Annotated in this window: 23 protein-coding genes and 1 tRNA gene; 14 read left to right on the forward strand and 10 right to left on the reverse strand. The window is 73.7% G+C overall.

What is annotated here, in order from left to right; all coding sequences use genetic code 11:
• The 5 genes from DEJ04_RS01965 to DEJ04_RS01985 all read left to right on the forward strand — a co-directional run bounded on the left by DEJ04_RS01965 (position 1) and on the right by DEJ04_RS01985 (position 5144).
• Positions 1 to 1002, forward strand: coding sequence for a glycosyltransferase (locus tag DEJ04_RS01965; RefSeq protein WP_111046032.1), 1002 nt, complete (start codon positions 1 to 3; stop codon positions 1000 to 1002).
• Positions 999 to 2327: a glycosyltransferase gene (locus DEJ04_RS01970; protein ID WP_111046034.1), complete on the forward strand. Its 1329-nt coding sequence runs from the start codon at positions 999 to 1001 to the stop codon at positions 2325 to 2327. Before DEJ04_RS01965 ends, DEJ04_RS01970 begins: the two co-directional genes overlap by 4 nt.
• Positions 2324 to 2947 (forward strand): SIS domain-containing protein, encoded by a 624-nt coding sequence (locus DEJ04_RS01975; RefSeq protein ID WP_111046036.1) that lies wholly within the window; start codon positions 2324 to 2326, stop codon positions 2945 to 2947. The genes DEJ04_RS01970 and DEJ04_RS01975 overlap by 4 nt, the downstream gene beginning before the upstream one ends.
• Positions 2944 to 4377 carry a PfkB family carbohydrate kinase gene (locus DEJ04_RS01980; protein WP_258371281.1) on the forward strand — a complete coding sequence of 478 codons (1434 nt, stop codon included), beginning with the start codon at positions 2944 to 2946 and terminating at the stop codon, positions 4375 to 4377. Before DEJ04_RS01975 ends, DEJ04_RS01980 begins: the two co-directional genes overlap by 4 nt.
• Before the next feature lie 62 nt (positions 4378 to 4439).
• Complete coding sequence (locus DEJ04_RS01985; protein WP_027465581.1) at positions 4440 to 5144, forward strand: SDR family oxidoreductase; 705 nt, start codon at positions 4440 to 4442, stop codon at positions 5142 to 5144.
• A 557-nt stretch (positions 5145 to 5701) separates the two neighbouring features.
• On the opposite strand, the gene DEJ04_RS01990 is transcribed toward DEJ04_RS01985, so the two are convergent.
• Positions 5702 to 6790, reverse strand: a complete 1089-nt coding sequence (locus tag DEJ04_RS01990; protein ID WP_111046038.1) for a glycosyltransferase family 9 protein — start codon at positions 6788 to 6790, stop codon at positions 5702 to 5704.
• 134 nt (positions 6791 to 6924) lie between these two features.
• On the opposite strand from DEJ04_RS01990, the gene DEJ04_RS01995 reads away from it, so the two are divergent.
• The 6 genes from DEJ04_RS01995 to DEJ04_RS02020 all read left to right on the forward strand — a co-directional run bounded on the left by DEJ04_RS01995 (position 6925) and on the right by DEJ04_RS02020 (position 13538).
• A complete protein-coding gene (locus tag DEJ04_RS01995; protein ID WP_111046040.1) occupies positions 6925 to 8451 on the forward strand; it encodes an aldehyde dehydrogenase in 1527 nt (508 codons plus the stop codon).
• A complete protein-coding gene (rfaE2, locus tag DEJ04_RS02000) occupies positions 8448 to 9941 on the forward strand; it encodes a D-glycero-beta-D-manno-heptose 1-phosphate adenylyltransferase (RefSeq protein WP_111046042.1) in 1494 nt (497 codons plus the stop codon). Before DEJ04_RS01995 ends, rfaE2 begins: the two co-directional genes overlap by 4 nt.
• Positions 9938 to 10822, forward strand: a complete 885-nt coding sequence (locus tag DEJ04_RS02005; RefSeq protein ID WP_111046044.1) for a glycosyltransferase family 2 protein — start codon at positions 9938 to 9940, stop codon at positions 10820 to 10822. The genes rfaE2 and DEJ04_RS02005 overlap by 4 nt, the downstream gene beginning before the upstream one ends.
• Positions 10823 to 10915: 93 nt before the next feature.
• Positions 10916 to 11635, forward strand: coding sequence for a DedA family protein (locus tag DEJ04_RS02010; RefSeq protein ID WP_111046163.1), 720 nt, complete (start codon positions 10916 to 10918; stop codon positions 11633 to 11635).
• Positions 11632 to 12879, forward strand: a complete 1248-nt coding sequence (locus DEJ04_RS02015; RefSeq protein WP_181437701.1) for a sensor histidine kinase — start codon at positions 11632 to 11634, stop codon at positions 12877 to 12879. The genes DEJ04_RS02010 and DEJ04_RS02015 overlap by 4 nt, the downstream gene beginning before the upstream one ends.
• The gene (locus DEJ04_RS02020) at positions 12876 to 13538 is read left to right on the forward strand and encodes a response regulator transcription factor (protein ID WP_111046050.1); all 663 of its coding nucleotides are present in this window, start codon (positions 12876 to 12878) and stop codon (positions 13536 to 13538) included. Before DEJ04_RS02015 ends, DEJ04_RS02020 begins: the two co-directional genes overlap by 4 nt.
• Before the next feature lie 86 nt (positions 13539 to 13624).
• Here DEJ04_RS02020 and DEJ04_RS02025 read toward each other — a convergent pair whose 3' ends face one another.
• The 8 genes from DEJ04_RS02025 to DEJ04_RS02060 are packed head-to-tail and all read right to left on the reverse strand — an operon-like array spanning position 13625 to position 22697.
• Positions 13625 to 14128 (reverse strand): Dps family protein, encoded by a 504-nt coding sequence (locus DEJ04_RS02025; RefSeq protein ID WP_111046053.1) that lies wholly within the window; start codon positions 14126 to 14128, stop codon positions 13625 to 13627.
• A 52-nt stretch (positions 14129 to 14180) separates the two neighbouring features.
• Positions 14181 to 14603, reverse strand: a complete 423-nt coding sequence (locus tag DEJ04_RS02030; protein WP_071244660.1) for an SIP domain-containing protein — start codon at positions 14601 to 14603, stop codon at positions 14181 to 14183.
• Positions 14604 to 14632: 29 nt separating this feature from the next.
• The gene (locus DEJ04_RS02035; protein ID WP_111030070.1) at positions 14633 to 15313 is read right to left on the reverse strand and encodes a TetR/AcrR family transcriptional regulator; all 681 of its coding nucleotides are present in this window, start codon (positions 15311 to 15313) and stop codon (positions 14633 to 14635) included.
• Positions 15310 to 17406, reverse strand: a complete 2097-nt coding sequence (locus tag DEJ04_RS02040) for a CocE/NonD family hydrolase (RefSeq protein ID WP_111046056.1) — start codon at positions 17404 to 17406, stop codon at positions 15310 to 15312. The genes DEJ04_RS02035 and DEJ04_RS02040 overlap by 4 nt, the downstream gene beginning before the upstream one ends.
• Complete coding sequence (locus DEJ04_RS02045) at positions 17403 to 19190, reverse strand: ABC transporter ATP-binding protein (protein WP_111046058.1); 1788 nt, start codon at positions 19188 to 19190, stop codon at positions 17403 to 17405. The genes DEJ04_RS02040 and DEJ04_RS02045 overlap by 4 nt, the downstream gene beginning before the upstream one ends.
• On the reverse strand, positions 19187 to 20074 hold the full coding sequence (locus tag DEJ04_RS02050; RefSeq protein WP_071244656.1) for an ABC transporter permease: 888 nt from the start codon (positions 20072 to 20074) through the stop codon (positions 19187 to 19189). The genes DEJ04_RS02045 and DEJ04_RS02050 overlap by 4 nt, the downstream gene beginning before the upstream one ends.
• Positions 20071 to 21099 carry an ABC transporter permease gene (locus DEJ04_RS02055; protein ID WP_111022881.1) on the reverse strand — a complete coding sequence of 343 codons (1029 nt, stop codon included), beginning with the start codon at positions 21097 to 21099 and terminating at the stop codon, positions 20071 to 20073. Before DEJ04_RS02055 ends, DEJ04_RS02050 begins: the two co-directional genes overlap by 4 nt.
• Complete coding sequence (locus tag DEJ04_RS02060) at positions 21096 to 22697, reverse strand: ABC transporter substrate-binding protein (RefSeq protein WP_111046060.1); 1602 nt, start codon at positions 22695 to 22697, stop codon at positions 21096 to 21098. Before DEJ04_RS02060 ends, DEJ04_RS02055 begins: the two co-directional genes overlap by 4 nt.
• A gap of 235 nt (positions 22698 to 22932) precedes the next feature.
• Between DEJ04_RS02060 and DEJ04_RS02065 the strand changes: the two genes are divergently transcribed.
• From DEJ04_RS02065 to DEJ04_RS02075, 3 genes are read left to right on the forward strand one after another with little or no spacing between them, the layout of a single operon-like run.
• Complete coding sequence (locus DEJ04_RS02065) at positions 22933 to 23526, forward strand: molybdopterin-dependent oxidoreductase (protein ID WP_111046062.1); 594 nt, start codon at positions 22933 to 22935, stop codon at positions 23524 to 23526.
• Complete coding sequence (locus DEJ04_RS02070; RefSeq protein ID WP_111046064.1) at positions 23523 to 24314, forward strand: ferredoxin reductase; 792 nt, start codon at positions 23523 to 23525, stop codon at positions 24312 to 24314. The genes DEJ04_RS02065 and DEJ04_RS02070 overlap by 4 nt, the downstream gene beginning before the upstream one ends.
• On the forward strand, positions 24314 to 24583 hold the full coding sequence (locus tag DEJ04_RS02075) for a DUF6510 family protein (protein WP_111046066.1): 270 nt from the start codon (positions 24314 to 24316) through the stop codon (positions 24581 to 24583). Before DEJ04_RS02070 ends, DEJ04_RS02075 begins: the two co-directional genes overlap by 1 nt.
• A 284-nt stretch (positions 24584 to 24867) precedes the next feature.
• Here the strand turns inward: DEJ04_RS02075 and DEJ04_RS02080 are convergent.
• Positions 24868 to 24939, reverse strand: a tRNA-Gly gene (locus DEJ04_RS02080).
• Positions 24940 to 25026: the final 87 nt, after the last annotated feature.

The following is a 25026-nucleotide window of genomic DNA, read 5'->3' on the forward strand; positions in this document are numbered from 1 at the left end:
ATGCGGATCCTCGTGTGGCACGTGCACGGCGGCTGGATGGACGCCTTCGTCCGCGGCCAGCACGAGTACCTCATCCCGACCACCCCGGCGCACGACGCCTGGGGACTCGGCCGCGGCGGCCGCGCCTGGCCGGACTCCGCGATCGAGATCGACCCGGCCGACATCGCCGAGGCCGAGGTCGACGTGGTCGTCCTGCAGCGCACCGAGGAGCTCGAGGAAGCCCGTCGTCTGCTCGGTGGCCGTGACGTCCCGATCGTCTTCGTGGAGCACAACGCCCCCCGGGTCGACGTGCCGAACAGCCTGCACCCGATGCGTGACCGCGACGACCTGACGATCGCGCACGTGACGCACTGGAACGCCCTGATGTGGGACTGCGGCACCACCCGGACCACCGTCGTCGAGCACGGCGTCGTCGACCCCGGCCCGCTGTACACCGGTGCGCTCCAGCGCCTCGGTGTCGTCATCAACGAACCCGTCCGGCGCAACCGTGTCGTCGGCACCGACCTGCTCCCCCGCTTCGCCGAGGTCGCCCCGGTCGACGTCTGGGGCATCGGCACCGAACGGCTGCCGGAGCTCGGCTTCGGCGACCGCGTGGTCGCGCAGGGCGATGTCGAGGCCGACCCCATGCACGCGGCGCTGGCCGAACGGCGGGCCTACGTGCACCCGAACCGCTGGACCTCGCTCGGCCTGTCGCTCATCGAGTCGATGCACATGGCCATGCCGGTCCTGGTGCTCGCGACGACGGACGCGGCCCGCACGGTCCCGGGTGAGGCCGGGGCGATCGCGACCGACGTCGAGGAGCTGGTGCGGGCCTCCAGGCTGCTGCTGGAGGACCCGGACGAGGCGCGCCGACGGGGGCTCGTGGCGCGTGAGGCCGTGCTCGCACGGCACGCGCTCGGTCGGTTCCTGGCCGACTGGGACGACCTGCTCGACGACGCCGTCGCGCGCGGTGCGCGACGGAACCGTGCGGCGGGAGCCGCGCTCGAAGGGAGCCTGCGATGAAGATCGCCATGGTGTCCGAGCACGCGAGCCCGCTCGCCGTGCTCGGCGGGGTCGACGCCGGTGGGCAGAACGTCCACGTCGCCGAACTGTCCGGTGCACTGGCCGACCGCGGCCACCACGTGACCGTCTACACGCGGCGCGACGACGCGTCGCAGCCCGTCCGCGTGCCCCTGCGCCCCGGCGTGGACGTCGTGCACGTCGACGCCGGTCCCGCGCGTGCCGTGCCGAAGGACGAGCTGTTCCCGTTCATGGGGACGTTCGCGTCGGTGCTCGCCGCCGAGTGGTTCCTCGACCGTCCCGACGTGGTGCACGCGCACTTCTGGATGTCGGGCCACGCCGCCCTCGACGCGGTGACGCAGGTGCAGGCCCGGACCGGTGGGGTGCGGATCCCGGTGGTGCAGACCTTCCACGCCCTGGGTGTCGTGAAGCGCCGGCACCAGGGTGCCGCGGACACCAGCCCGGCCGAGCGCGAGTGGGTCGAACCCGCCGTCGGCCGGAGCGTCGACCAGGTCGTCGCGACGTGCTCGGACGAGGCGTTCGAGCTCAAGGCCCTCGGCGTCCCGCTGCACCGCATCTCCGTGGTGCCGTGCGGCGTCGACGTGTCGCTCTTCCGTCCGGACGGCCCCGTCGAGCAGCGCGACCGTCCGCTCCGGGTGCTCACCGCCTCACGACTCGTGCAGCGGAAGGGCGTCGGCACGACCATCGCCGCTCTCGCAGCACTGGTCGAACAGGGCCGTGACGTCGAGCTCGTCGTCGTCGGCGGTGCCGGTGTCGCCGGTGCCGACCTGGTGGACGACCCCGAGTACCAGCGCCTCGACGCACTCGCCCGGTCGCTCGGCGTGCGCGACCACGTGACGTTCCGCGGGCAGCTCGGGCAGCACGACATGCCCGCCGTCTACCGCAGCGCCGACGTCGTCGTCTGCGCTCCCTGGTACGAGCCGTTCGGCATCGTGCCGCTCGAGGCGATGGCCTGCGGCCGCCCGGTGGTCGCGTCGAGCGTCGGCGGGCTCATCGACACCGTCGTCGAGGACGCCACCGGCCTGCACGTGCCGCCGCGCGACGAGACCGCGGTGGCCGAGGCCGTCGGCGCACTGCTCGACGACCCGGAGCGCCGCGAGGCGTACGGCCGTGCCGGTCGACAGCGCGCCGAGTCCCGCTACACCTGGCAGAAGGTCGCGGCCGACAGCGAACGCGTCTACGAGCGCCTGCTCGCCGGCGCGACCTCGTCCGCCAGCACCACCGGGCCCGCCGCCGGCCGCTCGCGCACCACCCACGCCGGCCGGGTCACCCGCGCCGCGCAGTCGACGGAGAGGACCGCACGATGACCATCGACCAGCAGACCGGGATCGAGGACCGCGCCGTCACGGACAGCGCCCGCGTCGTCGTCGACCACGTCGCGGCGTCGGTCCCCGTGATCGCCTCCCTCGTCGACCACCGGGACCACATCGCCGAGTGGGCGGACGACATCGCCGGGCGGCTCGTCGCCGGACGTCGGCTGCTCGCCGCGGGCAACGGCGGCTCGGCCGCCGAGGCGCAGCACCTGACGTCCGAGCTCACCGGCCGCTTCGAGGGCGACCGACCGGCGTACTCGGCCATCTCGCTGCACGCCGAGACCTCCGCCGTGACCGCCATCGGGAACGACTACGGCTACGACCAGGTGTTCGCGCGGCAGGTGTCGGCGCACGCCCGGGCCGGCGACGTCCTCGTGCTGCTGTCGACGAGTGGCAAGAGCCCCAACCTGCTGCGTGCCGCCGAGGCCGCACGTGCCGTGGGTGCCCGCTCCCTCGCGCTGACCGGGTCCGGACCGAACCCGCTCGCCGACCTGGTCGACGACGCGATCTGCCTCGAGGGGCCGTCCGCCAACGTGCAGGAGGCGCAGCTCGTGCTGGTGCACGCGCTCTGCAAGGCGATGGAGCCGACGCTGCGTCGCGGGGGCCGTCGATGAGCGGCCCCGCTGCAGTCGCACCGCGTTCCGGCGCTGCCGGTGGCCGTGCCGCCGCTCCGCGCTTCCGCATCGCCGTCGTCGGGGACACCCTGCTCGACGTCGACGTGTCCGGCACGAGCGAGCGGCTGAGCCCGGACGCCCCCGTCCCCGTGGTGGACGTCGCCACCGACGACCGCCGTGCCGGTGGTGCCGGACTCGTCGCGACCATGCTCGCCCGCGACGGCCACGACGTCACCCTGGTCACCGTCCTGAGCGACGACGGCCGTGCCGAGGAGATCCGCGACCTGCTCCCCGACGTCACGATCGTCGCCGGACCATCCGGAGTCCCGACCCCGGTGAAGACCCGCGTGCGCGTCGTCGACCACGCCCTCGTCCGGATCGACGAGGGCTGCGCGACCCCGCCCGTGCCCGAGGCCACCGACGCGATGACCGCAGCCCTCGACGGCGTCGACGCGATCGTCGTCGCCGACTACGGCCGCGGGGTCGCCGCTGCCCCGGCACTCCGTGACGCCCTCACCCGTGCGGCCGAGCGCCTGCCGGTGGTCTGGGACCCGCACCCCAAGGGCGCCGCCCCCGTCCCCGGCACCACCGTCGCCACCCCGAACGCTGCCGAGGCGCGACGCTTCACCGACGTCGAGGGACACGGTGTGCCCTTCGCGACCGTCGCCGCCGCCCGGCTCGTCGAACAGTGGCAGGCCGGCGCCGTCGCGGTGACGATGGGTGACCGCGGTGCGCTGCTCGCGGACGCCCAGGGCGACAGCCGCTTCGTGCCGGCTCCGTCCGTCAGCGCCGGGGACCCCTGCGGTGCCGGCGACCGGCTCGCCGCGGGCGTCGCCGTCGCGCTGGCGTCCGGGGCGGACGTCCCCGACGCCGTCTCCGCCGGGGTGGTCGCCGCGTCCGAGTACCTGGCCGCCGGTGGCGTCACCGCGCTCTTCGCCGACGACGGCCCCGCGCCGCTCGCCGTGCCCGGGGCCGACCGGGACGCCATGCGCCTGGTGCACGACGTCCGGAGCGCCGGCGGAACCGTCGTCGCGACCGGAGGCTGCTTCGACCTGCTGCACGCCGGGCACGCCCGCACCCTGTCGGCCGCCCGTGCACTCGGCGACTGCCTGGTCGTCTGCCTCAACTCGGACTCGTCGGTCCGCGCACTGAAGGGCCCGGACCGGCCGATCATGACCCAGGACGACCGGGTCGAGCTGCTCCTGGCACTCGACTGCGTCGACGCCGTCGTGGTGTTCGACGAGTCCACCCCCGACGAGGCCCTGCGCCGCTTCCGACCGGACGTCTGGGCGAAGGGCGGCGACTACACCGCGAGCGAACTGCCCGAGACGGCGACCCTCGCCGAGTGGGGTGGCCGCGTCGTCACCGTGCCGTTCCACCCGGGCCGGTCGACCACCCGGCTCGCCGCCGCGATCGAACGCGTCGGCTGAGCGTCCGCCCGCCGTCCCACACCTGCTCGACCACTTCCCGCTCCACTACGCAAAGGACATCCATGCCCGTCCCCACCACCCCCATCGGCCGCGTCCTCGTCACCGGCGGCGCCTCCGGACTCGGCGCCGCCGTCGTGGCCGCCGTCACCGAGGCCGGCGGCACCCCGATCGTCCTCGACCTGCGGATCGACGCCGTCCCCGAGGGCGTCGACGCCGTCGCCGTGGACGTCTCGGACACCGACGCCGTCGAGCAGGCGGTCCGTGACGCCGCCGAGCGGCACGGCGGCCTCGACGCCGTCGTCACCGCCGCGGGCATCGACACCCCCGCCCCGATCGACGCGATCTCGTCCGGCAAGTGGGAGCAGATCGTCGGCGTCAACCTGATCGGCACCGCCTCGACCGTGCGCGCCGCCCTGCCCGCCCTCGAGGCCACGCACGGCCGCGTCGTCACGATCTCCTCGTCGCTCGCCCTGCGCGGCGTCGGCGACGGCACCGCGTACTCGGCGTCGAAGTTCGGCGTCCGCGGGTTCTCGCAGGCGCTGGCCGCCGAGACCGCCGGTCGCATCGGCGTGACCAACATCATCCCCGCCGGGATGCGCACGAACTTCTTCGCCGACCGGACCGAGCAGTACAAGCCGGGCCCGGACGCACAGCTCATCGAGCCGGAGTACGTCGCGAACTCGATCATCTTCGCGCTGTCGCAGCCGGCCGGCTGCGAGATCCGCGAGCTGTCGATCATGCCGGCGACGGAGCCGAGCTGGCCGTAGTCGCTCGCCGCTGACGGACGGGAGGCGCGGTGCTGGCTGGCACCGCGCCTCCCGTGTGTCCGCATGCCGGGTCCCGTGCACGGTGCGCGGTGCGCGGTGCGTCGCCTGGTGCAGCGTTGACGGCTGGGTGCGCGCTTCCAGCGCCGCACGCAGCGGTGAACCGTGCACGGGGTGACGGCGTGCGCACGGTGCGGCCGGGAGGCGCGTTGCGGGCTGGCAGCGGGCCTCCCGTCCGGCGTCGGGTCGCGTTCCGTGCACGGTGCGCGGTGCGTTGCCTGGTGCAGCGTTGACGGCTGGGTGTGCGCTTGCAGCGCCGCACGCAGCGGGCAACCGCGCACGGGGTGACGGCGTGCGCACGGTGCGGCCGGGAGGCGCGTTGCGGGCTGGCAGCGGGCCTCCCGTCCGGCGTCCGGTCGCGTTCCGTGCGCGGTGCGCGGTGCGTCGCCTGGTGCAGCGTTGACGGCTGGGTGTGCGCTTGCAGCGCCGCACGCAGCGGGCAACCGCGCACGGGGTGACGACGCGCGCACGAGACCGAAGCTCGCACGGTGCGAGGCTCGTCAGGTCGTGCGGAGCAGGTCCTCGACGTCGGCGAGGACGGCCTCCGGCTCGACCTGGTCCACGTAGGACGGGTCGTGCTCGCACCGCTCGGCGGTCCAGCCGACCTGGGTGACGTCGGTGCCGCACACCGGGCACTGCGTCACGAAGGACAGGTGCACGCGGTGCCGACCGCGGTCGAACGGCCCGGCGTTGATCACGTTGCCGAACCAGAACACCCCGACGGTCGGGGTGCCCACGGCGACGGCGAGGTGCCGCGGGCCGGAGTCGTCGCCGACCATGACGTCGGCGGCGGCCAGGACGTCGGGCAGTTCACGCAGCGGCAGTGACCCGGTGAGGTCGTGCACGCGCTCCCGCAACTCGGGCGGCAGCGACGCGACGATGGCGGACGACGCCGGGACGTCCGAGTCGTCACCCACGAGCACCACGTCGTCACCGGCGGCGAGCCGGGCACGGGCGACCTCGGCGAAGCGCGAGGGGCTCCAGCGGCGACGCGGGTCGGTGGCGCCGGGGTGGATCGCGACGAGCCGTCCCCGCACGCCGAGGCGCTGTCGGACCCCGGCCCGCGTGGCCTTGGGGACGTGCAGTCGCGGGTCGAGGGTGACCGGTTCGGCACCGGCCAGCGAGGCCACCTCGAGCGCCCGGACGACCTCGTGCTGGTAGTAGACGTAGCGGACCCAGCGCTCCAGGACCTCGGCGTCCTCGGTGGCGGTGCCCACGGTGTGACGGGCGCCGAGCCGGAGCAGGAACGGGTTCGAGTTCCGCCCGCCGCCGTGCACCTGCACCGCGAGGTCGAAGCGCCCGTGCAGCCGCTCGAAGAAGTCCTGCTCGGTCGGTGCGCCCTCGCCGGAGTCCCGGACCCCGGGCACGACGGGAAGCTCCTCGTAGGCGTGCACGGCCTCGCTCCGGCCCTCGAGCACCGGCCGCGCGGACGGCGCCCCGAGCAGCGTGATCCGGGCTCCGGGGTACGCGGCGGCCAGGGACTCGACCGCCGGCAGGGCGAACATCAGGTCGCCCAGTCCCCCGCCGCGGAGCACCGCGATCTCGCTGACACCGTCGAACCGTTCTCCGCCCACGCCGATCTGTTGCACAGCTCCACGTCTACCGGTCGGACCCGTCCGAACGTCCAGCAGCGGCCCCGGATGGACGAGAAGCGCGATGCCGTGACCGCACACAGCGGAGCACGAGCACCGTGTGAGGCCCCGCCCGCCTCCGGAAGGACCCCATGACGATCGCACCCCCCGCCGCCGACGACCTCGTGGTGACCGACCCCGTGAACGGATCGATCGCGTCCACCGTGCGACGCTCGACCGAGGACGACGTCCGCAACGCCGTCGCTCGCTCCCGTGCCGCTGCCGGTGCCTGGGCCCGGACCGCGCCGGCCGAGCGCGGTGCCCTGCTGCACGCCGCGGCCGAGCACCTCCGTGCGCATGCGCAGGAGCTGGCGGACCTGAACACCCGCGAGACCGGCAAGGTGCCCGGCGACGCCCTCGGTGGGGTCGAGGCCGGCATCGGCACGCTCGTGCAATACGCCGAGCTCGGGCCGGTGCACCGTGGTGAGGCCCTGCGCGGGCAGTTCGGTGCCGCCGACTGGTCGGTGCCGCACCCGCGCGGCGTGGTGCTCGCCCTGACGCCGTGGAACGACCCGGTCGCGGTGGCCTGCGGGATCCTCGGCGCAGCGATCGTCACCGGCAACACGGTCGTGCACAAGGGCAGCGAACGGTGCCCGGCGACCTTCGCCCGCCTCAACGCGCTCCTCGCCGAGGTCCTGCCGGACGGCGTGCTCATCGGCGTCGACGGCGACGCGACCACCGGCGAACTGCTCCTGGCGCAGGAGGGCATCGACGTCTACGCGCACGTCGGGTCGACCGCGACCGGTGACCGCCTGAGCGAGGTGGCCGCGACCACCCGCGCCCACGTCATCCGCGAGAACGGCGGCAACGACCCGGTCATCGTCGACGCCGACGTCGACCCGGAGTGGGCCGCCGCACAGGTCGCCCTCGGTTCGTTCGCGAACACCGGACAGATCTGCACCAGCGTCGAGCGGGTGTACGTGCACCAGGACGTCGCCGAGCCCTTCGTCGCCGCGCTCGTCGCCGAGGCGGAGCGCCGCACGGCCGCACCCGCCGCCGAGTTCGGGCCGCTCGTGGACGACCGGCTGCGCGAGCTCGTGCAGCACCACGTCGACGACGCGATCGCCCGCGGCGCCTCGGTCCGGACCGGTGGCGTCACGCCCGGCGGGCTCGGATCGTTCTACCCGGCGACCGTCCTGACCGACTGCACGGACGACATGCTCGTGCTGACCGAGGAGACCTTCGGCCCGATCGCCCCGGTGCGCGTCGTGTCGGACTTCGCGGAGGGTCTCCGGCTCGCCGCGGCCGACCGCTACGGCCTCGCAGCCACCGTGCTGACGAACGACACCGCGCACGCGCTCCGTGCCGCGGCCGAGCTGCCCGTCGGCACCGTCAAGGTGAACGCCGTGTTCGGTGGCGCTCCGGGCGGCAGCGCCCAGCCCCGCGGCGCCTCGGGCGCCGGGTTCGGGTATGGCCCGCACCTGCTCGACGAGATGACGACCACGACCGTGGTGCACCTCGAGGCAGCCCCGCCGCGCCGCACCGCCGAGCCGTCGACCGCAGCAGCCGGCGCCACCGCAGCCACCAGCAGCACCGGCGCCGCAGCAGGCACCGCCGGCCCCGCAGCCGCTGCCGGCGCCACCGCCGGCAGCGCCGACACCGTGGGAGGCACCCGATGACCGCGGACGTCCGGCTGGTCCGTGACCTCGTCGCCACGATCGACGACCGCGAACCCCTCGTCGTCGTCATCGGCGACTGCATCCTGGACCGCTGGACCGTCGGCGAGGCCGAGCGGGTCTCCCGCGAGGCCCCGGCCCCCGTCGTCCGCGTCACCGAGACCATCGCGGTGCCGGGCGGCGCGGCGAACACGGCCGTGAACGCCCGTGCCCTGGGCGCCCGGGTCCGCATGGTCGGGCTCATCGGCGACGACGAGGCCGGTGACGTCCTGCGCCAGCGGCTCGAGGCAGCCGGCGTCGACACGTCGTTCCTGGTCGAGATCCCCGGTGCCCGCACCACGACGAAGTCGCGCGTGGTCGGCGGTGACCGCGTGGTGGTCCGGGTCGACGAGCTGGCTGCGACCCCGACCGCCGAGCACGGCGAACGCCTCGCCCGCTCGGTGGCCCGTGCCGTCCGGTGCGCCGACGCCGCCGTGGTGTGCGACTACGGCCTGGGCGTCCGCGCCGAGGACGTCGTGCCGATGCTCGACCGTGACCGCCCCGGTGCTGTCGTCGTCGACGCGCACGACCTGACCCGCTGGGCCGCGCTGCACCCCGACCTCGTCACGCCGAACGCCGGTGAGACCGCCGCGCTGCTCGGCACCGAGCTCGGCACCGGCGCGGACCGCGTCGGCACCGTCGTCGCGGCCCGTGCCGACGTGCTCGCCCGCAGTGGGGCCCGGGCCGCGGTGGTCACGCTCGACCGCGACGGCACCGTGCTGCTCGAGCCCGGCTCCGACCAGGGGTTCCGCACGCGTGCGACGCCCGCCTCCGAGCAGCAGGCCTCCGGCGCCGGTGACACCTTCTGCGCCGCCGCGACCGTCGCCCTCGCCGTGCAGGCACCCCTGCGCGACGCCGTCGCCGTCGCCCAGGCCGCTGCCGACGTCGTCGTCCGCGAGGCCGGCACGTCCGTCTGCACCGCCGCCGCCCTGCTCGACTCGGTGACCGCTCCGGCGGCGACCGTGGTCGACCACGACGAGCTCGCCTCCGCCGTCGAGGCCGCACGGCAGGCCGGCCGACGCGTGGTCTTCACGAACGGCTGCTTCGACGTCGTGCACCGCGGGCACACCACCTACCTGCGCCAGGCCCGTGACCTGGGCGACCTGCTCGTCGTCGCCCTGAACGACGACGACTCGGTGCGCCGGCTGAAGGGCCCGGAGCGGCCGATCAACCCGGCCGAGGACCGCGCCGGCGTGCTCGCCGCGCTGGCCTGCGTCGACCTGGTCACGGTGTTCGCAACGGACACCCCCATCCCGCTCATCGAACGGTTGCGCCCCGAGGTCTACGTCAAGGGCGGGGACTACTCCCCCGAGATGCTGACCGAGACCGAGGTCGTGCGCGGCTACGGCGGCGAGGTCGTCATGGTCGACTACGTGCCCGAGCACTCCACCAGCGCCGTCGTGCGCCGGATCCGCGAAGCCGCTGCGCGGCCCGAACCGGACCCGGCACCGTGACCGCCCGCTGGTCCGGGTCCTGGGCGAAGGCCCCCGATCCAGCGGACACGAGCACGGTCGACGTCGACGTGCTCATCCCGACCGTCGGCAGGCCGGCCGAGCTCGCCACGACGCTCGCCGGCCTCGCCGCCCAGACCGAGGTCGACCTGCGCGTCGTGCTGAGCGACCAGTCCGCGGACGGAGACGCCGCCAGCGCGCCGGCGGTCGCCGCGATGCTCCGCGTCCTGGAGGCGCAGGGCCGGCCCGTCACGCTCCTCACCCACCCGGAACGGCGTGGCCTGGCAGAGCACCGGCAGTTCCTGCTCGACCACGCCCAGGCACCTGCGGTGCTGTTCCTCGACGACGACGTCTGGCTCGAGCCGGGGTCGATCGCGCGGATGCTCGACGCGCTGCGCACCCTGGGCTGCGGGTTCGTCGGCAGCGCCGTGCAGGGCCTGTCGTACCTGCAGGACCGCCGTCCGCACGAGACCTCAGTGTTCGAACGGTGGGACGGCCCCGTCGTGCCCGAGGTGGTGCGCCGCGGCACCCCCGGCTTCGACCGCTGGTCACTGCACAACGCCGCGAACCCGACGCACGTCGCCGCCGACCTCGACCTGCACCCCGGCGAGTGGGTGCCCTACCGCGTCGCGTGGGTCGGTGCCTGCGCGCTGTACGACCGCCGTGCGCTCGAGGAGGTCGGCGGCTTCCGGTTCTGGGACACCCTGCCGCCCGAGCACGCCGGCGAGGACGTCGTGGCACAGTGGCGGGTGATGGAACGCTTCGGTGGTGCGGGCATCATGCCCTCGGGGGCCGTGCACCTGGAGGCCCCGACCACCGTCGTCGACCGCCGTGTGGACGCACCCGACGTGGTCTTCGCGGACGGGAACGTCATACCGCGGTAGGGGGTGGTCGAGACCGCCGCGGGATGGCCGCGGCGCGTCGGCTCCGTAGCGTCGTCCTCGTCGGCGAGTTCCGTCGGCGGGAGGGAGCACCCCGTGTTCGACCAGATCACCCCGCTCGTCGTCGAGCTGGCCGCGAGCCCGCTCGTCTACGTCGTCCTCTTCGTACTGTGCCTGGTGGACGGCTTCTTCCCGCCGGTGCCGAGCGAGTCCGCCCTGGTCGCGATCGCCGCGATCGCCGCGACGTCCGGACAGCCCGTCCTCGCCGTGGTGCTCGTCGCCGCCGCCCTCGGAGCGATCGCCGGCGACTCGATCGCGTACTGGATCGGACGCCGGATCGGGTTCGCCCGGCTGGCCCGGTCGAAGCGACCACGGATCGCGGCGGCCTTCGCGTTCGCCGAGCGGCAGATGCAGCGCCGCTCCGCCAGCCTCATCCTGACCGGGCGCTTCATCCCGGTCGGCCGGGTCGCGGTCAACATGACCGCCGGCGCGACCCGGCTGTCCTACCGCCGGTTCCTGGCGATCAGCGCGATCGCGGGGCTGGCGTGGTCGGCGGTGTCGATCGGGATCGCCCTGGCCGCGTCGAGCGTGCTGCACGAACCGATCGTCGCGGCCCTGGTGTCGATGGTGGTCGCCGCCGGGCTCGGGATCGCGGTCGACCGGGTGCTCGGTACCATCAGCCGCAGGCGCGAAGCCCGCGAAGCCCGCGCCGCAGCCGCAGCCACAGCCACCACAGCCACACCCGCCACAGCCACCGCCATCGCCATCGCCCCCGAACCCTGCCTCGCCCGAACCGGAGAGACCGCCCGCCCGTGACCGTCGTCCCGAAGCCCCGACCCACCTGGGTCCGGCCAGCCGTGCAGATCGGCTTCGTCGTCGTCGCGGTGTCCCTGTTCGCCGTCGCCGCACCCGTGACCGCCGTGTTCTACGGCGTCCCCGTGCCGCTCGCGTTGCTCGTGACCGCCGTCCTTTCGGCGAGCATCGGCCTCGCACCGCTCTTCCCCCGCACGGCGTCGGGCGCGCACCTCGTCGCCCTCGCCGGCCTCGGGGTCCTGACTGCACCCGGCACCATCGGGCCCTGGCCGGTCTCGGTCACGAGCATCGTCGGCCTCAGCGTGCTGCTCGTCGTGCTGGGTGTCCGCACCACCTGGCGGCTCACCGCGGTGGTCTGGGTCGCGGCGACGCTGCTCACCCTGCTGCTCATCGGCGTGACGCCCGACCGGTGGGGGCAGGTCGACGTCTGGGCGACGAGCTTCGTGGTGAGCGCCGGCGACACCCTCGTCGTGGCCGCCGCTGCGGTCGTCATCGGGCAGCGCCGGACCGTGCGCGAGGAACTCGCCGCCGCCCGCCGCGACACCGAGCTCGAGCAGGCCCGACGCCGGACGGTCGAGGAGCGCTCCCGGATCGCCCGTGAGCTCCACGACGTCGTCGCCCACAGCATGTCCGTCGTGCACATGCAGGCCGAGTCCGCCCCGTACCGCGTCGCGGACCTGCCGCCGGACGCCCGCACCGAGTTCGCCGCGATCGCCGAGACCTCGCGCACGGCCCTGCGGGAGATGCGGCAGCTGCTCGGCACCCTGCGTGGCGACGCCGACGCCGAGCGTGCGCCGCAGCCGCGGCTCGCCGACCTGCCCGCACTGGTGCAGGCCACCCGCGCGGCCGGCATCCCCGTCGAGCTCCGACTCGACGAGGGGCTCGACCCGGACCTCGAGGACGTCGACCGGCTCGCACAGCTCACCGTGTACCGGGTCGTGCAGGAGGCGCTCGGCAACGTCGCCCGGCACGCGCCCGGTGCGACCACAGTCGTGACGGTCGGGAGGCACGGGTCGGCCCTCACGGTCGAGGTCGCCAACGCCGCGCCACCGGCCGGCAGCGTGCCCGGTGCGCCGCCGGACGACGGCGGCTTCGGTCTGGCGGGCATGCGCGAGCGGGTCGCCGCGCTCCGCGGCACCATCGACCACGGACCGGACCCGGACGGCGGCTTCCGCGTCGCCGTCAGTCTGCCCACCCGGCCCACCGCGACCACGTCGCAGCCGACGGCCGACGGGGCAAGCCGATGACGCGGGTGATGGTGGTCGACGACCAGCAGATGTTCCGTGTCGGACTGCGGGCGATCCTCCAGGCCCAGGACGACGTCGAGGTCGTCGGCGAGGCCGCGAGCGGTGCCGAGGCGGTCGTGATGGCGATCCGGCTCCGGCCGGACGTGATCCTGATGGACGTCCGGATGCCGGAGCTCGACGGGATCGAGGCGACCCGGCGGATCACCGCGGCGCCCGCGGAGTCGCCCGTCCGCGTGGTGATGCTCACGACGTTCGACATCGACGACTACGTGTTCGACGCGCTCCGTGCCGGGGCGAGCGGGTTCCTGCTCAAGGACGCGAGCGCCGAGGAGCTCGTGCAGGCCGTGCGGACGGTCGCAGCCGGCGACTCCCTGCTCGCACCGCGGGTGACCCGGCACCTCGTCGAGGCCTTCGTCGCCGGTCCGCAGCCGGCGGCCCCGCGGACCGAGGTGCTCGACGTGCTGACCGACCGGGAGCGTGACGTGTTCCTGCTGATGGCGCGGGGGCGGTCGAACGGCGAGATCGCGGCGGAGCTGTTCATCGCCGAGCAGACCGTCAAGACCCACGTCGGCCGGGTCCTGGCGAAGCTGCAGCTGCGGGACCGGGTGCACGCCGTCGTGCTGGCGTACGAGAGCGGGCTGGTCACGCCGTCCGCGTGAGGTGCGGGCCCGGAGCGCGACCCGAGACGGACGGGAGGCCCGGTGCCAGCTGGCACCGGGCCTCCCGTCAGCGGTGTGGTCGCGACTCAGGCGGCGAGGTGCGCCTGCAGGAACCAGCGGTCCTTGGTCAGCGCGCGCTCGATCTCGATCGCGACGTCCTGGCTGTTGAGGTCGACCTCGTCGAGGCCGTCGACCGCACGGCGGACCTGCAGCAGCGCGGCGTCGATCTGGGCGATCACCTCGGTGACGGTGACGTCGGAGTTCTGGAAGCCCTGCGACAGCGGCGGCAGGGTGGTGTTCGCGGCGACGGTCGCGATGCGCGAGTCGACCGGCAGGCCGAGGGCGACGATGCGCTCCGCAGCCTTGTCCGCGTAGTCCTGCGCGTGCTCGACGACCTCGTCGAGGAGCTCGTGCACGCCGACGAAGTTGCGGCCACGGACGTGCCAGTGGGCCTGCTTGCCGTTGACGACGAGTGCCTCGAGGTCGATGACGACGGGCGCGAGGAACTGGGCGACCCCGGCTGCGAGCTCCGGCGTGGTCGAGAACGGGGACGTGGTGCTCGGGGTGGTGGTGCTGCTCTGCGTGGTCATGGCACAACCATGCCCCCGTCTTTTGCACATTGCAAGGAAGAGCAGGCTGCCCTTACCCGCCGTACTCGACCTGGACCTGCTGGCCGGCGTCGGTGAGCTCGAGCTGCACCATGGACCGAGCGCGCTCGATCCACGGGCTGTCCGCGCACCCGATCCACACCGAGGTGCGGGGCTCGCAGCCCGTCACGCACCACTCGGCGGCCCAGCCGGTCAGGGCGTGTGCGAGGGCTTCGCCGTGGTCCGCGAAGACCAGCGGAGCGACGGCCGAGCTGCGGGCGCTCCGGACCAGCCAGGTCACGGTGACGCGCGGCGGAGCCGGCAGGATGCGGATCTGCTCGTCGAGGGCGACCTCGACGAAGACCTGCCCGTACGCGTTCTCGGGGAGTTCCTCGAGCTGGCGGTGGATCTCGACGAGGTCCTCGGCACCGCCCGCGATGAGGATGCGTTCGCTGGGCTGTCGCCGGGTCCGTGCCATGTGGCAACGGTAAGGGAAGCCTTACCTCATCACAAGGGGGAACGACCGGTTCCGGCGATGTCCACAGCGGGCACACCGAGTTCGTGCGACAGGAACCGCCACATCCACGACAGGGCGACCGTGTTCGTCAGGCCGGGCACGCCCTGGGCGATCTGGGTCGCGACGCCGTCGCTGTACGCGGCGAGCTGCAGCGCGACGGTGTCGGCGTCGACGGGGTCGCCGCCGTCGCTGGAGGTGCCCTGGCGCGTGCCACCGAACACCCCGGCGTCCACCCCGCGCCGGATGACCCGCACCAGGCAGGCCTCCCAGACGCGGATGCGTTCGGCGTACTCGGCAGCGACCTCGGGCCGTCGCACCACCGCGGTCCAGTAGTCGGACCAGATCCGCCAGTGCTGCCGGACCTGCTCGGTGTCGCCGAACAGCGGGGCGACGAGCATCCGCAGCCCCACCAGCACGTCGGGTTCGGCGTCGACCGCCGCGACGATGGCGCCGTAGAAGCGCTCCGTCTCGAGCACCACGACCTCGTTGAGGATCTCCGCGACACTGCCGAAGTGGTACGTCACGGTGCCGACGGAGACGCCGGCCTCGGCCGCGATGTCGCGCAGTCCGGTGGCACCGACACCGTTCCGGACGATCACCGCGCGGGCGGCCTCGACGATCATCGCGCGTCGGACCTCCGGCCGCTGCCGGACGCGTGCCGCCGCGGTCACGCCGAGGTCCGTGGGACGTCGTCGACGAAGGTCCGCTCGGTGACGAGCACCTCGGGTTCGTCGGGTCCGCCGTCGCGGGCCCAGGCGCGCACGGTGTTGACGACGTGGAAGGTGTCGGCGTCGGCGGTGACCTCGGACGTCGTCTCGAGGCGCGCGGCCCACTCCGGCTTCGTCAGCCCGATTGCCCAGCGGGAACTCGCCCGTGCGCTGGTCGGGTCGTCGGAGCGGATCCGGTACGTCTCGCGGGCGTCCTCGGTGAACACCAGGCCGTCCGGGTAGACGCGCCCGCCGCCGTACCCGGGGTCGACGTCGAGCGTCCACTCCCCCGTCTCGACGTCGTGCGTCACCGTGCGCTGCGGCAGCGGGTCGGCCGGCGCGACGCGCTCGATCACGAGGGGCTCGGACCGTTCGGGCTCGGCGAAGGCCACCCCGTCGTCGGTCTCCCGGGTCCAGGTGGGCAGGGTGACGCTCGAGGCGGTCGGGTCGATCGTCACGGTGGCCTCGACGCCGTGCGGCCACACCCACGGCCAGTACGACGACGAGACCGCGATGCGCAGCCGGTGGCCGGCGGCGAACCGGTGTCCGGTCGAGACCAGGCGCACGGGCAGGTCGGCGGGCGTCCCGGGCACGAGCACGTCGTCGCGGTCCATCCCGTCGCGCTTCGCGGCGTTCAGCACCCCGCGCGTGACGAGCGTCGACGAGCCGTCCGGTGCGACGTCGCAGAGCCGCACGGTCAGGGTGGCCCGGGGCTGGTCGCTCGTGACGGACAGCCGCACGAGCACGTTGCCGAGCAGGTCGAACGCCTTGCCGACGGGCAGGTCGAAGGTGACCGACCGGCCGTCCTCGGCGCGCTGGTCCGTCGGCAGGTCGGTGGCGTTGCCGAACGGGAAGAACCGACCGGCGTCCACCCCGGTGTGCTGCGGCGACCGCACGACGACCGGCCCGAGGTCACCGCCGCGCAGGGCGGCCAGGGGCAGGACACGCTCGTGGGTCGCGGCGGAGGGCCACGCCTCGGCACCGATCCAGCGACCGCGGCGGCCGGCGTAGTAGGGCGCGGGGGCTTCGCCCTCGTTGATCCAGGCCCGCAGTGCGGGGTCGTCCTCGACGCCGGTGTCGACCCCGCGCAGCCAGCGGTCCCACCACCGCAGGGTCTCCTGCAGGAACCCGATCGACGGCCCCGGCGCGAGCCCACGGTCCGGGTACTGGTGCGACCACGGGCCGACGATGCCCTTCACGGGGGCGCTGACGTGGTCGACGAGCCGGAGCACGGCGTCCCGGTACGGGTCCGCCCACCCGCCGACCGCGAGCACCGCGGCGCGGATGCCGTCGTAGTCCTCGGCCGCGCTGCCGTGCCGCCAGTAGTCGTCGCGCTCCTGGTGCGCCAGCCACACCGGCGTCATCGGGCGGTTCGCCTCGAGGCGTTCCCGCCAGCGGTCCATCCACCCGGCGCCGACGACCTCGGGCCGGGGCGGCCGGGAGTTGAAGGCGAACATGGTCGCGCCCCAGGCCGCCATGTCGATGCCGAGCACGGCGCCGCCGACGTAGTGCACATCGTTGTCGTACCGGTCGTCCGTCGAGCAGACCGTCACGATGGCCTTGAGCGCGGCGGGTGCCCGGGCCGCGAGCTGCAGCGCGTTGAAGCCGCCCCACGAGATGCCGAACATGCCGACGGCGCCGGTCGACCACGGTTGCTCGGCGAGCCAGGCGATCACGGCCTCGCCGTCGAGCAGCTCCTGCTCGCTGTACTCGTCGTCGAAGAACCCGTCGGACGACCCGGTGCCGCGGATGTCGACCCGCACCGAGGCGTACCCGTGCCGGGCGTACCAGGGGTGCCGCTCCGAGTCGCGCGGTGCGGTCCAGTCGTCGAGCCGGTACGGCAGGTACTCGAGCAGCACCGGCGTCGGGTCGCTGGGCGCACCCGACTGCGTCGGCGACTGCGACGGCGCCCAGATCCGGGCGTGCAGCCGCACACCGTCGGGCATCGGGATCCACTCGTCGCGGACCGTCACGCCCGCGGGCAGCGAGCCGGGGTCGCCGATGGCGGTGAAGGTCGTGGCGGCGGTGCCGTGGTCGGTGCCGTCGTCGGTCGTCATGCGTCCTCCCAGTTGCGGGTGCGGTGTCCGTCGCCGTGGTCGGTCCAGCCGTCGGCGTGCCGCCAGTGCGGCACCCCGTCACCGACGTCGGGCAGGGTCGTGCTGCCGGGTTCGAGCGTCGCCGCGAGCAGCGTCGACGTGTACGGGTGGTTCGGGCCGGTGAACACCCGCTCGGTCGGTCCGATCTCGACGATCCGCCCACCGGTCATCACCGCGACCCGGTCCGCGACACCCCGCACCACCGCGAGGTCGTGGCTGATGAACAGGCAGGCGAGGCCGCGCTCGCGCTGCAGGTCGGCCAGCAGCGCGAGGATCCCCGCCTGCACCTGCACGTCGAGCGCGGTGGTGATCTCGTCGGCGATCACGAGCGACGGCTCGGCCGCGAGTGCGCGCGCGATCCCGACGCGCTGCCGCTGCCCACCGGACAGCTGCGCGGGCAGCCGGTCGGCGAACTCCGGCCCGAGCCCGACCTGGCTGAGCAGGGCGCCCACGCGCTCGCGCGAGGACGAGCCGCTGAACAACCGGAGCGGCCTCGCGACGGCTGCGCCCACGGTGCGCCGCGGGTTGAGCGACGTGTCCGCGTTCTGGAACACGAGCTGCACCGCGCGCCGCAGGGCGGGCGCGCGGCCGGCGATCGGCTCGCGCAGGTCGCCGCTCGTCGTGCCGTCGTCGTACGTGAACGTCCCCGACTCGGCCGGCACCAGGCCGGCCAGCGCCGTCGCGAGCGTCGACTTGCCGCTGCCGGACTCGCCGACGACGGCAAGCGTCTCGTGCGCGGCGATCGTGAACGAGACGCCGTCGACGGCGGCCGGCAGGCCGCGGCCGTAGCGGATCACCAGGTCATCCGCGGTCACCACGGGGCGGGCTGCGCGCTCGGGAGGCGCGGTGCCGGTGGCCGTGGAGCCGACCGTCACGGGGACGGTCGCGTCCAGGGCGTCGCGATCCGCTCCTCCAGGCCGTCGCCCGTCCGGCACCGCGGCCAGCAGGGCGCGCGTGTACTCGTGCTGCGGCGCGGCGAAGAGCGCCGCGGTGGCGGCGTGCTCGACGACCTCGCCGTCGCGCATCACGGCGATCTCGTCCGCCATGGCGGACACCACCCCGAGGTCGTGGCTGACGAGCAGGACGGCCATGCCGAGCTGCCGACCGAGGTCGGCGACCAGGTCGAGGACCGCGGCCTGCGTGACGACGTCGAGGGCGGTGGTCGGCTCGTCGAGGACGAGCACGCGCGGCCGGGCGGCGACGGCCATCGCGATGGCGATGCGCTGCTGCTGCCCGCCGGACAACTGGTGCGGGTACCGGCGGACGATCCCGTCGGGGTCCGGCAGCCGGACCAGCCGGACCAGCTCGGCGACGCGTTCGGGGCCGTCGGGCTCGCCGTGGGCGCGGAGGGCCTCGCGGATCTGTTCGCCGACGCGCATCGACGGGGTGAGCGCCTGTCCGGCGTTCTGGGCGACGACCGAGGCGGTGCCGCCGCGGAGCGCCCGGCGGCCGGCCGGCGACAGGGCGAACACGTCGGCACCGTCGACGCGGACCGTCCCGCCGTCGATCGCCGACCCGGCGCGCAGGTGTGCGAGGAGCGTCCGCGCGACGGTCGACTTGCCGCTGCCGGACTCGCCGACCAGGCCGAGGGTGCGACCGGCCTCGATCGCGAACGAGACACTCCGGACGACGGGGACCCGTCGCTTGCCGGCGGCGTACGAGATGGACAGGTCGTCGACGCGGACGACCGCGTCGGGCACGGTCGTCGTCGCGGCGGACGTCGTGCCGGTGTCGGTGCGGGTCATGCGCTGACTCCCTGCTTGGCGCGGTCGACGCCGAGCGACTTGCTCAGGCCGTCGGCCGCGAGGTTCAGTCCGATCACCAGCGTGGCGAGCGCCACGATCGGGGCGAGGGTGCCGAGCGGCACCACGGTGAGCGCGGTGCGGTTCTCCTGCACCATCAGGCCCCAGTCCGGGGTCGGCGGGTTCGCGCCGAAGCCCAGGAAGGACAGCGACGCGACGAGCAGCACGATCCACGAGGCCCGCATCGCGTACTCGACGAGCACGACGTCGAGCACGTTCGGCAGGATCTCGCGGAACACGATCGACAGCGGCCGCTCGCCCCGGGCGCGGGCAGCGGTGACGTAGTCCTGGGTGATCACGGTGCGGGCGGCGCCGCGGACGACCCGGGTCACCGCGGGGGCGTAGACGACCGTGACGGCGAGGACGATGACCCAGAGGCCGGCGTCGAAGACCGTCACGACGACCAGGAGCGCGAGGATCGACGGCACGCTGAGCAGGGCGTCGACGACGCGCATGACGACCTCGTCGAACCAGTTGTCGGCGTAGGCCGTGACGCAGCCGAGCACCGTGCCGACCGCGACGGCGATCGTGGTGGCCAGGAAGGTCACGGACAGCGCGTACCGGCCGCCGTTCAGGGTGCGGGAGAGGACGTCACGCCCGTACTGGTCGGTGCCGAGCCAGTGCGTCCACGTCGGACCGGCGAGCACGTCGCCGGCGTTCGTGGCGACCGGGTCGTGCCCGGCGATGACCGGCGCGAGCAGGGCGAGGACGACGTGCAGGGCGATGAGGCCGAGGCCGATGCTCAGCGCCGTCGACCCGCGCAGGGGTGCGAGCGCGCCGGCGAGCACGTCGCGTCCGACGCGGCGGCGGGGTGCGGTGGCGGTCATGCGGCGGCCTTCCTGGTGCTGCGGGCGCTGCGGGTGCGCGTGCGCGGTCGTCGCTGGCGGGTCCGCAGCTTCGGGTCGAGTGCGAGCGCGACGAGGTCGGCGGCCAGGTTGCACACGACGTAGATCAGGGCGCTCAGCAGGGCGATCGCCTCGATGGTGGGCAGGTCGCGGTTGAACACCGACTCGAGCATGAGCTTGCCCATCCCCGGGTAGTTGAAGACGTTCTCGACCACCACGACACCGCCGAGCAGCCACGCGACGTTGAGCGCGACGACGTTGAGCGTCGGGAGCAGGGCGCTCGGGACCGCGTGCTTCCAGACCACCCGGCGCATCGTCAGGCCCTTGAGCTCGGCCGTCGTGACGAACTCCGACGCCATCACGTCGATGGTCGACGAGCGGGCCGTCCGCACGATGTAGGCGGCCATCGCGAGCGTCAGCACGATGATCGGCAGCCAGATGGTGGGCAGCAGCTCGGCGACGGTGGCGTCGCTCCCCCGCAGCACGACGGCGGGGAAGACCGGCAGGCCGATCGCGAACAGCAGCACCAGGACGGTGGCGACCATGAACTCCGGCACGCTCATCACGACCAGGCTGACGATCGAGATCACCTTGTCGCTCGGACGGCCGCGGCGGACACCGGCGACGACACCGAGCGTCAGGGACACCGTGACGCCGACGAGCATCGCGGGCACGGCGATGAGCATGCTGTTCCGGAAGGCCGTGAACAGCGTCGGGGCGACCGGTTCGCCGCTGACGAGCGAGGTGCCGAAGTCGCCGTGCACGGCGCCGCCGAGCCACTGCAGGTAGCGGAGCCAGACGTTCTGGTCGAGGCCGAGGGTCTCGCGCAGTTGCTTGACGGCGTCGGGGGTGGCGTTCTGCCCGAGCAGTTGCTGGGCGACGTCACCGGGGAGCGCCTGCACCGCGAGGAACACGAAGAGCGAGGCGAGCACCACCGTCAGCACGGCGATGCCGACGCGGCGGAGGACGGGGACGAGGACGTCCGACGGCGTGTTCGTGGTCGTCATCGGCGCAGTCCGATCCGCAGGTAGTCGAACTCGAAGCCGTACTCCGAGTAGTTCACGACGTCGCGGGACAACCCCACGAGCCGGTCGCCGAACATCGGCGTCATGTCGGCACCGTCCTCGACGACGAGCCGCTGGGCGTCCTGGTACAGGGTGAGCCGCTTGGCGTCGTCCATCTCGGCACGGGCGTCGTCGAGCAGCCCGTCGAAGGTCTCGTTCGACCAGGCGCTCTCGTTGTACGACGACCCCGAGCGGAAGATCTGGTTGAGCAGCTGGTCGATCGGCCGCCCCGTGAACCAGTAGCTCACCATGAGCGGCTTCTGCATCCAGATCTGCGTGTAGTACGAGTCCGAACTCGCGTTGCGGACGGTCAGACGGATGCCCGCGTCGGCGACGGCGTCGCGGTAGGCGACGGCCATCGGGGTGAACACCGACTCGTAGCTCGACGTGTAGATCGCGGCGCGGAAGTCCTCGCGCCCGGCCTGCTTGAGCAGCGCCCGGGCCTTGTCCGGGTCGTACTCGCGGTGGTCGTCGACGAACGCGGCGAGCTGCGGCGGCACGGGGTTGTCCCAACCCGCCGAACCGGTCCCCTGCAGCGCGGTGTCGACGATCTTCCGGGGGTCGTAGGCGAGCTTCATCGCCTGGCGCACCCGCGGGTCGCTGAACTCGTCGCTCGTGGCGAGCATCGGGATCGTGTACCACTGGGCGTTCTTCGACCGGGCGACGGTGGCGCGGTCGGACGCCGACACGACCCGGGCGGTCGCGAAGTCCAGGTTGGTCTGCGAGATGAGGTCGATCTGCCCGGCGAGCAGGGCGTTCACCCGCGCGGTGGTGTCCTGGATCGAGTAGAAGTCGATGCCGTCGAGCGCCGGGCGGCCGGCGAAGTGGTCCGCGAACGCCTCGACGCTGCCGGCACCCGCGGGGGTGAACGACGACAGCCGGAACGGCCCCGTCCCGATCCCGGTGCGGCCGATGTCGGCGATGGCGTCTGCCGGCACGATGTAGCACTGGTACGCGGTGAGCAGCGAGGGGAACTCGGCGTTCGGCTTCGTCAGCGAGAAGCGCAGCGTGTACGGGTCGACGGCGCGCATCGAGTCGGCGTCCATGACCTCGCCGAGCACGCCGGCCTGCGGGCTGCCGGTCTTCTCGTCGAGGATGTGCCGGATGCTCGCGATGGCGTCGTCGGCGGTGAAGCGGGAGCCGTCGTGGAAGGTCACGCCCCGGCGGAGCGCGAAGGTCCACTCGGTGCCGTCGGCGTTCGCGGACCACTCCTCGGCCAGGTCCGGCACCGGGGTGCCCTGCTGGTCGAGCTTGACGAGCCGGTTGTACAGCGCGCCGAGGTACTCGTAGGCCGACAGCGAGCTCGCGGAGTCGAGGGTCTCGGCGGCGGACGCGGCGGGCCGCGCGATGCGCAGGCGTCCGCCGCGACGGGCGACGCCGGTGGCCGCGGCCTCGGGGATCGTGGGGGTGCCGGCGGACGCGCCGGAGCTGCACCCGGCGAGCGTGAGCAGGCCGAGGCCGGCCAGACCGGCGGCGCCGGTGATGAGCGCCCGACGGCTCGGACCGTGGGCATTGCGGGGTTCGGGGACGATGGGCTGCATTCGGGGTGACCCCTCCTGTAATCGTTCCGGTGAACGATAGAGGTCCTCGGCCGATCCCCCAAGCTCGCTCCTGACGCGCGGATCACCACCGCGTCCGACCCGATCGGCGAGCCCGCGCGGATCCGCCGCCGCGCACGACCGTTCCGTCCACGGGTGGAACGTTTACCAACCCGTTACACGGCACCGCCCGGCACACGGCATGATCGGGAACGCACCGACGTCCCCGAGGAGGACCATGGCCACGTTCACCCGCGGGTTCGGCGGTCGCCGCGACGACCGCGACGACACCCGCATCCCGCCCGGTCAGACCCTGGTCCGCGACTGGCCCGTCCTGTCCGCCGGGGCGACGCCCGACATCGAGCCGACCGACTGGGCCTTCTCGATCCGCACCGAGTCCGGCCTGCACCAGTGGACCTGGGACGAGGTGCACGCACTCGGCGTCGAGGACGTCACCGTCGACATCCACTGCGTCACGCACTGGACCAAGCTCGACATGCCGTGGCGGGGTGTCCCGCTCGACCGCCTGTTCGAGGACGTCGAGACCGAACTCGACTACTGCATGGTGCACAGCCACGGCGGCTACACGACCAACGTCCCGCTCGACGAGCTGCTCGACGGCAAGTCCTGGATCGCGTTCGAGGCCGACGGCGAGCCCCTGACGCCCGAGCACGGTGGGCCCGCCCGCCTGCTGGTCCCCCACCTGTACTTCTGGAAGAGCGCCAAGTGGGTGCGCGGCATCGTCATGCAGTCCGACGACGAGCCCGGCTTCTGGGAGAACGCGGGCTACAACCTGCACGGCGACCCGTGGAAGGAAGAGCGGTACTGGTGACGCTCCCCGACACCGGCCTGGAGGCACGGATCACCCCCTCCGCTCGTCCCGCAACCCGCAGGCGGCCGGCCTGGCACGCCGCCATCGTCGCGTCGGTCGGCCGCGAGACGACGAACGCGCGCCGGATCGTCCTCGACGTCCCCACCTGGCCGGGCAACGACCCCGGGCAGCACCTGGACCTGCGACTGACAGCCGAGGACGGCTACCAGGCACAGCGCTCGTACTCCATCGCGTCGGCCGGCCCCGCGACCGACGTCGTGCTCGCGGTCGACCGGGTGGACGGCGGCGAGGTCTCGCCGTTCCTCGTCGACGCCGTCGAGGTCGGCGACGCGCTCGAGGTCCACGGGCCCCTTGGTGGCTGGTTCGTCTGGCGGCCGGGCGAGTCCACCCGTCCGGTGCAGCTCATCGCCGGCGGCTCCGGCATCGTGCCGCTCGTCGCGATGGTGACCGCGCACGCCGAGGCGGACGACCCGGCGCCCTTCCGGCTCCTCGCGGCCGTCCGCACACCGGACGACGTGTTCTTCCGTGCGGAACTCGACCAGGCGCTCGCGAGCCGGGCACCGCTCGAGGTGACCCACGTGTACAGCCGCACCGCGCCTCCAGGCTCGACCGTGCCGGCCGGTCGGCTGACGCGGGACGCGCTCGCTGCCGCGGTGTTCCCGCCGGACGCGGGCGCCCTGGTCTACGTGTGCGGGTCGACGCCGTTCGTCGAGCAGGTGCTGCGCTGGCTCACCGAGCTCGGGCACGACACCAGCGACGTTCGCGCCGAACGGTTCGGGGGCAACTGATGGTCGTCGTGGACGGCAACGCGCTGGCGGGGACGCTGGCCGACAGCCTGGGGCCCGAGCCGACCGTGGTCGCCCTGCGCTGCGCCGGGTGCGGGTCGCTCGGGGTGCTCGGGCAGACCACCGTCCACCGCACCGCCATGGGGTCGGTGGCGCGCTGCCGCGGGTGCGACACGGTGCTCGTCACGGTCGTGGAATCCGGGGCCCGGCGGTGGGTCGGGTTGCCCGGCGCCCGCACGATGTCGGCGCCAATACCAGACGGCATCGAGTAGCACAAGGCTTGCGCGGCGGGTCGTGCGGGTTCCTTGCGGGTTCCCGCAACCGTGGATCCGGTGCCCACCCGAACGGGGGACGGCTCCGGATACATCCTCGGAACTGCGCCGGGCCACCCACTCGGCGCGTGCCAGTGGGGGCAGGGTCGCCTCCGCGCCCGGTGGGCGCGGGTACCCGAAGCCTGCGCCCGCTGGGCCCCCATGCCTCCGGTGCTGCGACGCCCCCGAACGACGGAACCCCCGCCGCTCTTCCGAGCGACGGGGGTTCCGGTCTTCCTGTTCTGAGCGGATGACGAGATTCGAACTCGCGACCCTCACCTTGGCAAGGTGATGCGCTACCACTGCGCCACATCCGCATTCACACGCCGTCCTGGCCGTGCGGAGATGACTCTACCCGAAGAAGGGCGGCATCACCGGTTCCGGTGAAGGTTCCGGGCGTGTCC

The sequence above is a fragment of the Curtobacterium sp. MCLR17_044 genome (genome assembly GCF_003234435.1).
Taxonomy (GTDB): Bacteria; Actinomycetota; Actinomycetes; order Actinomycetales; family Microbacteriaceae; genus Curtobacterium; species Curtobacterium flaccumfaciens.

Coding starts and splice junctions, on each gene's coding strand:
- DEJ04_RS01965 (WP_111046032.1), top strand. CDS start 1: ATGCGGATCCTCGTGTGGCACGTGCACGGCGGCTGGATGGACGCCTTC.
- DEJ04_RS01970 (WP_111046034.1), top strand. CDS start 999: ATGAAGATCGCCATGGTGTCCGAGCACGCGAGCCCGCTCGCCGTGCTC.
- DEJ04_RS01975 (WP_111046036.1), top strand. CDS start 2,324: ATGACCATCGACCAGCAGACCGGGATCGAGGACCGCGCCGTCACGGAC.
- DEJ04_RS01980 (WP_258371281.1), top strand. CDS start 2,944: ATGAGCGGCCCCGCTGCAGTCGCACCGCGTTCCGGCGCTGCCGGTGGC.
- DEJ04_RS01985 (WP_027465581.1), top strand. CDS start 4,440: ATGCCCGTCCCCACCACCCCCATCGGCCGCGTCCTCGTCACCGGCGGC.
- DEJ04_RS01995 (WP_111046040.1), top strand. CDS start 6,925: ATGACGATCGCACCCCCCGCCGCCGACGACCTCGTGGTGACCGACCCC.
- rfaE2 (WP_111046042.1), top strand. CDS start 8,448: ATGACCGCGGACGTCCGGCTGGTCCGTGACCTCGTCGCCACGATCGAC.
- DEJ04_RS02020 (WP_111046050.1), top strand. CDS start 12,876: ATGACGCGGGTGATGGTGGTCGACGACCAGCAGATGTTCCGTGTCGGA.
- DEJ04_RS02025 (WP_111046053.1), bottom strand. CDS start 14,128: ATGACCACGCAGAGCAGCACCACCACCCCGAGCACCACGTCCCCGTTC.
- DEJ04_RS02030 (WP_071244660.1), bottom strand. CDS start 14,603: ATGGCACGGACCCGGCGACAGCCCAGCGAACGCATCCTCATCGCGGGC.
- DEJ04_RS02040 (WP_111046056.1), bottom strand. CDS start 17,406: ATGACGACCGACGACGGCACCGACCACGGCACCGCCGCCACGACCTTC.
- DEJ04_RS02045 (WP_111046058.1), bottom strand. CDS start 19,190: ATGACCCGCACCGACACCGGCACGACGTCCGCCGCGACGACGACCGTG.
- DEJ04_RS02050 (WP_071244656.1), bottom strand. CDS start 20,074: ATGACCGCCACCGCACCCCGCCGCCGCGTCGGACGCGACGTGCTCGCC.
- DEJ04_RS02055 (WP_111022881.1), bottom strand. CDS start 21,099: ATGACGACCACGAACACGCCGTCGGACGTCCTCGTCCCCGTCCTCCGC.
- DEJ04_RS02060 (WP_111046060.1), bottom strand. CDS start 22,697: ATGCAGCCCATCGTCCCCGAACCCCGCAATGCCCACGGTCCGAGCCGT.
- DEJ04_RS02065 (WP_111046062.1), top strand. CDS start 22,933: ATGGCCACGTTCACCCGCGGGTTCGGCGGTCGCCGCGACGACCGCGAC.
- DEJ04_RS02075 (WP_111046066.1), top strand. CDS start 24,314: ATGGTCGTCGTGGACGGCAACGCGCTGGCGGGGACGCTGGCCGACAGC.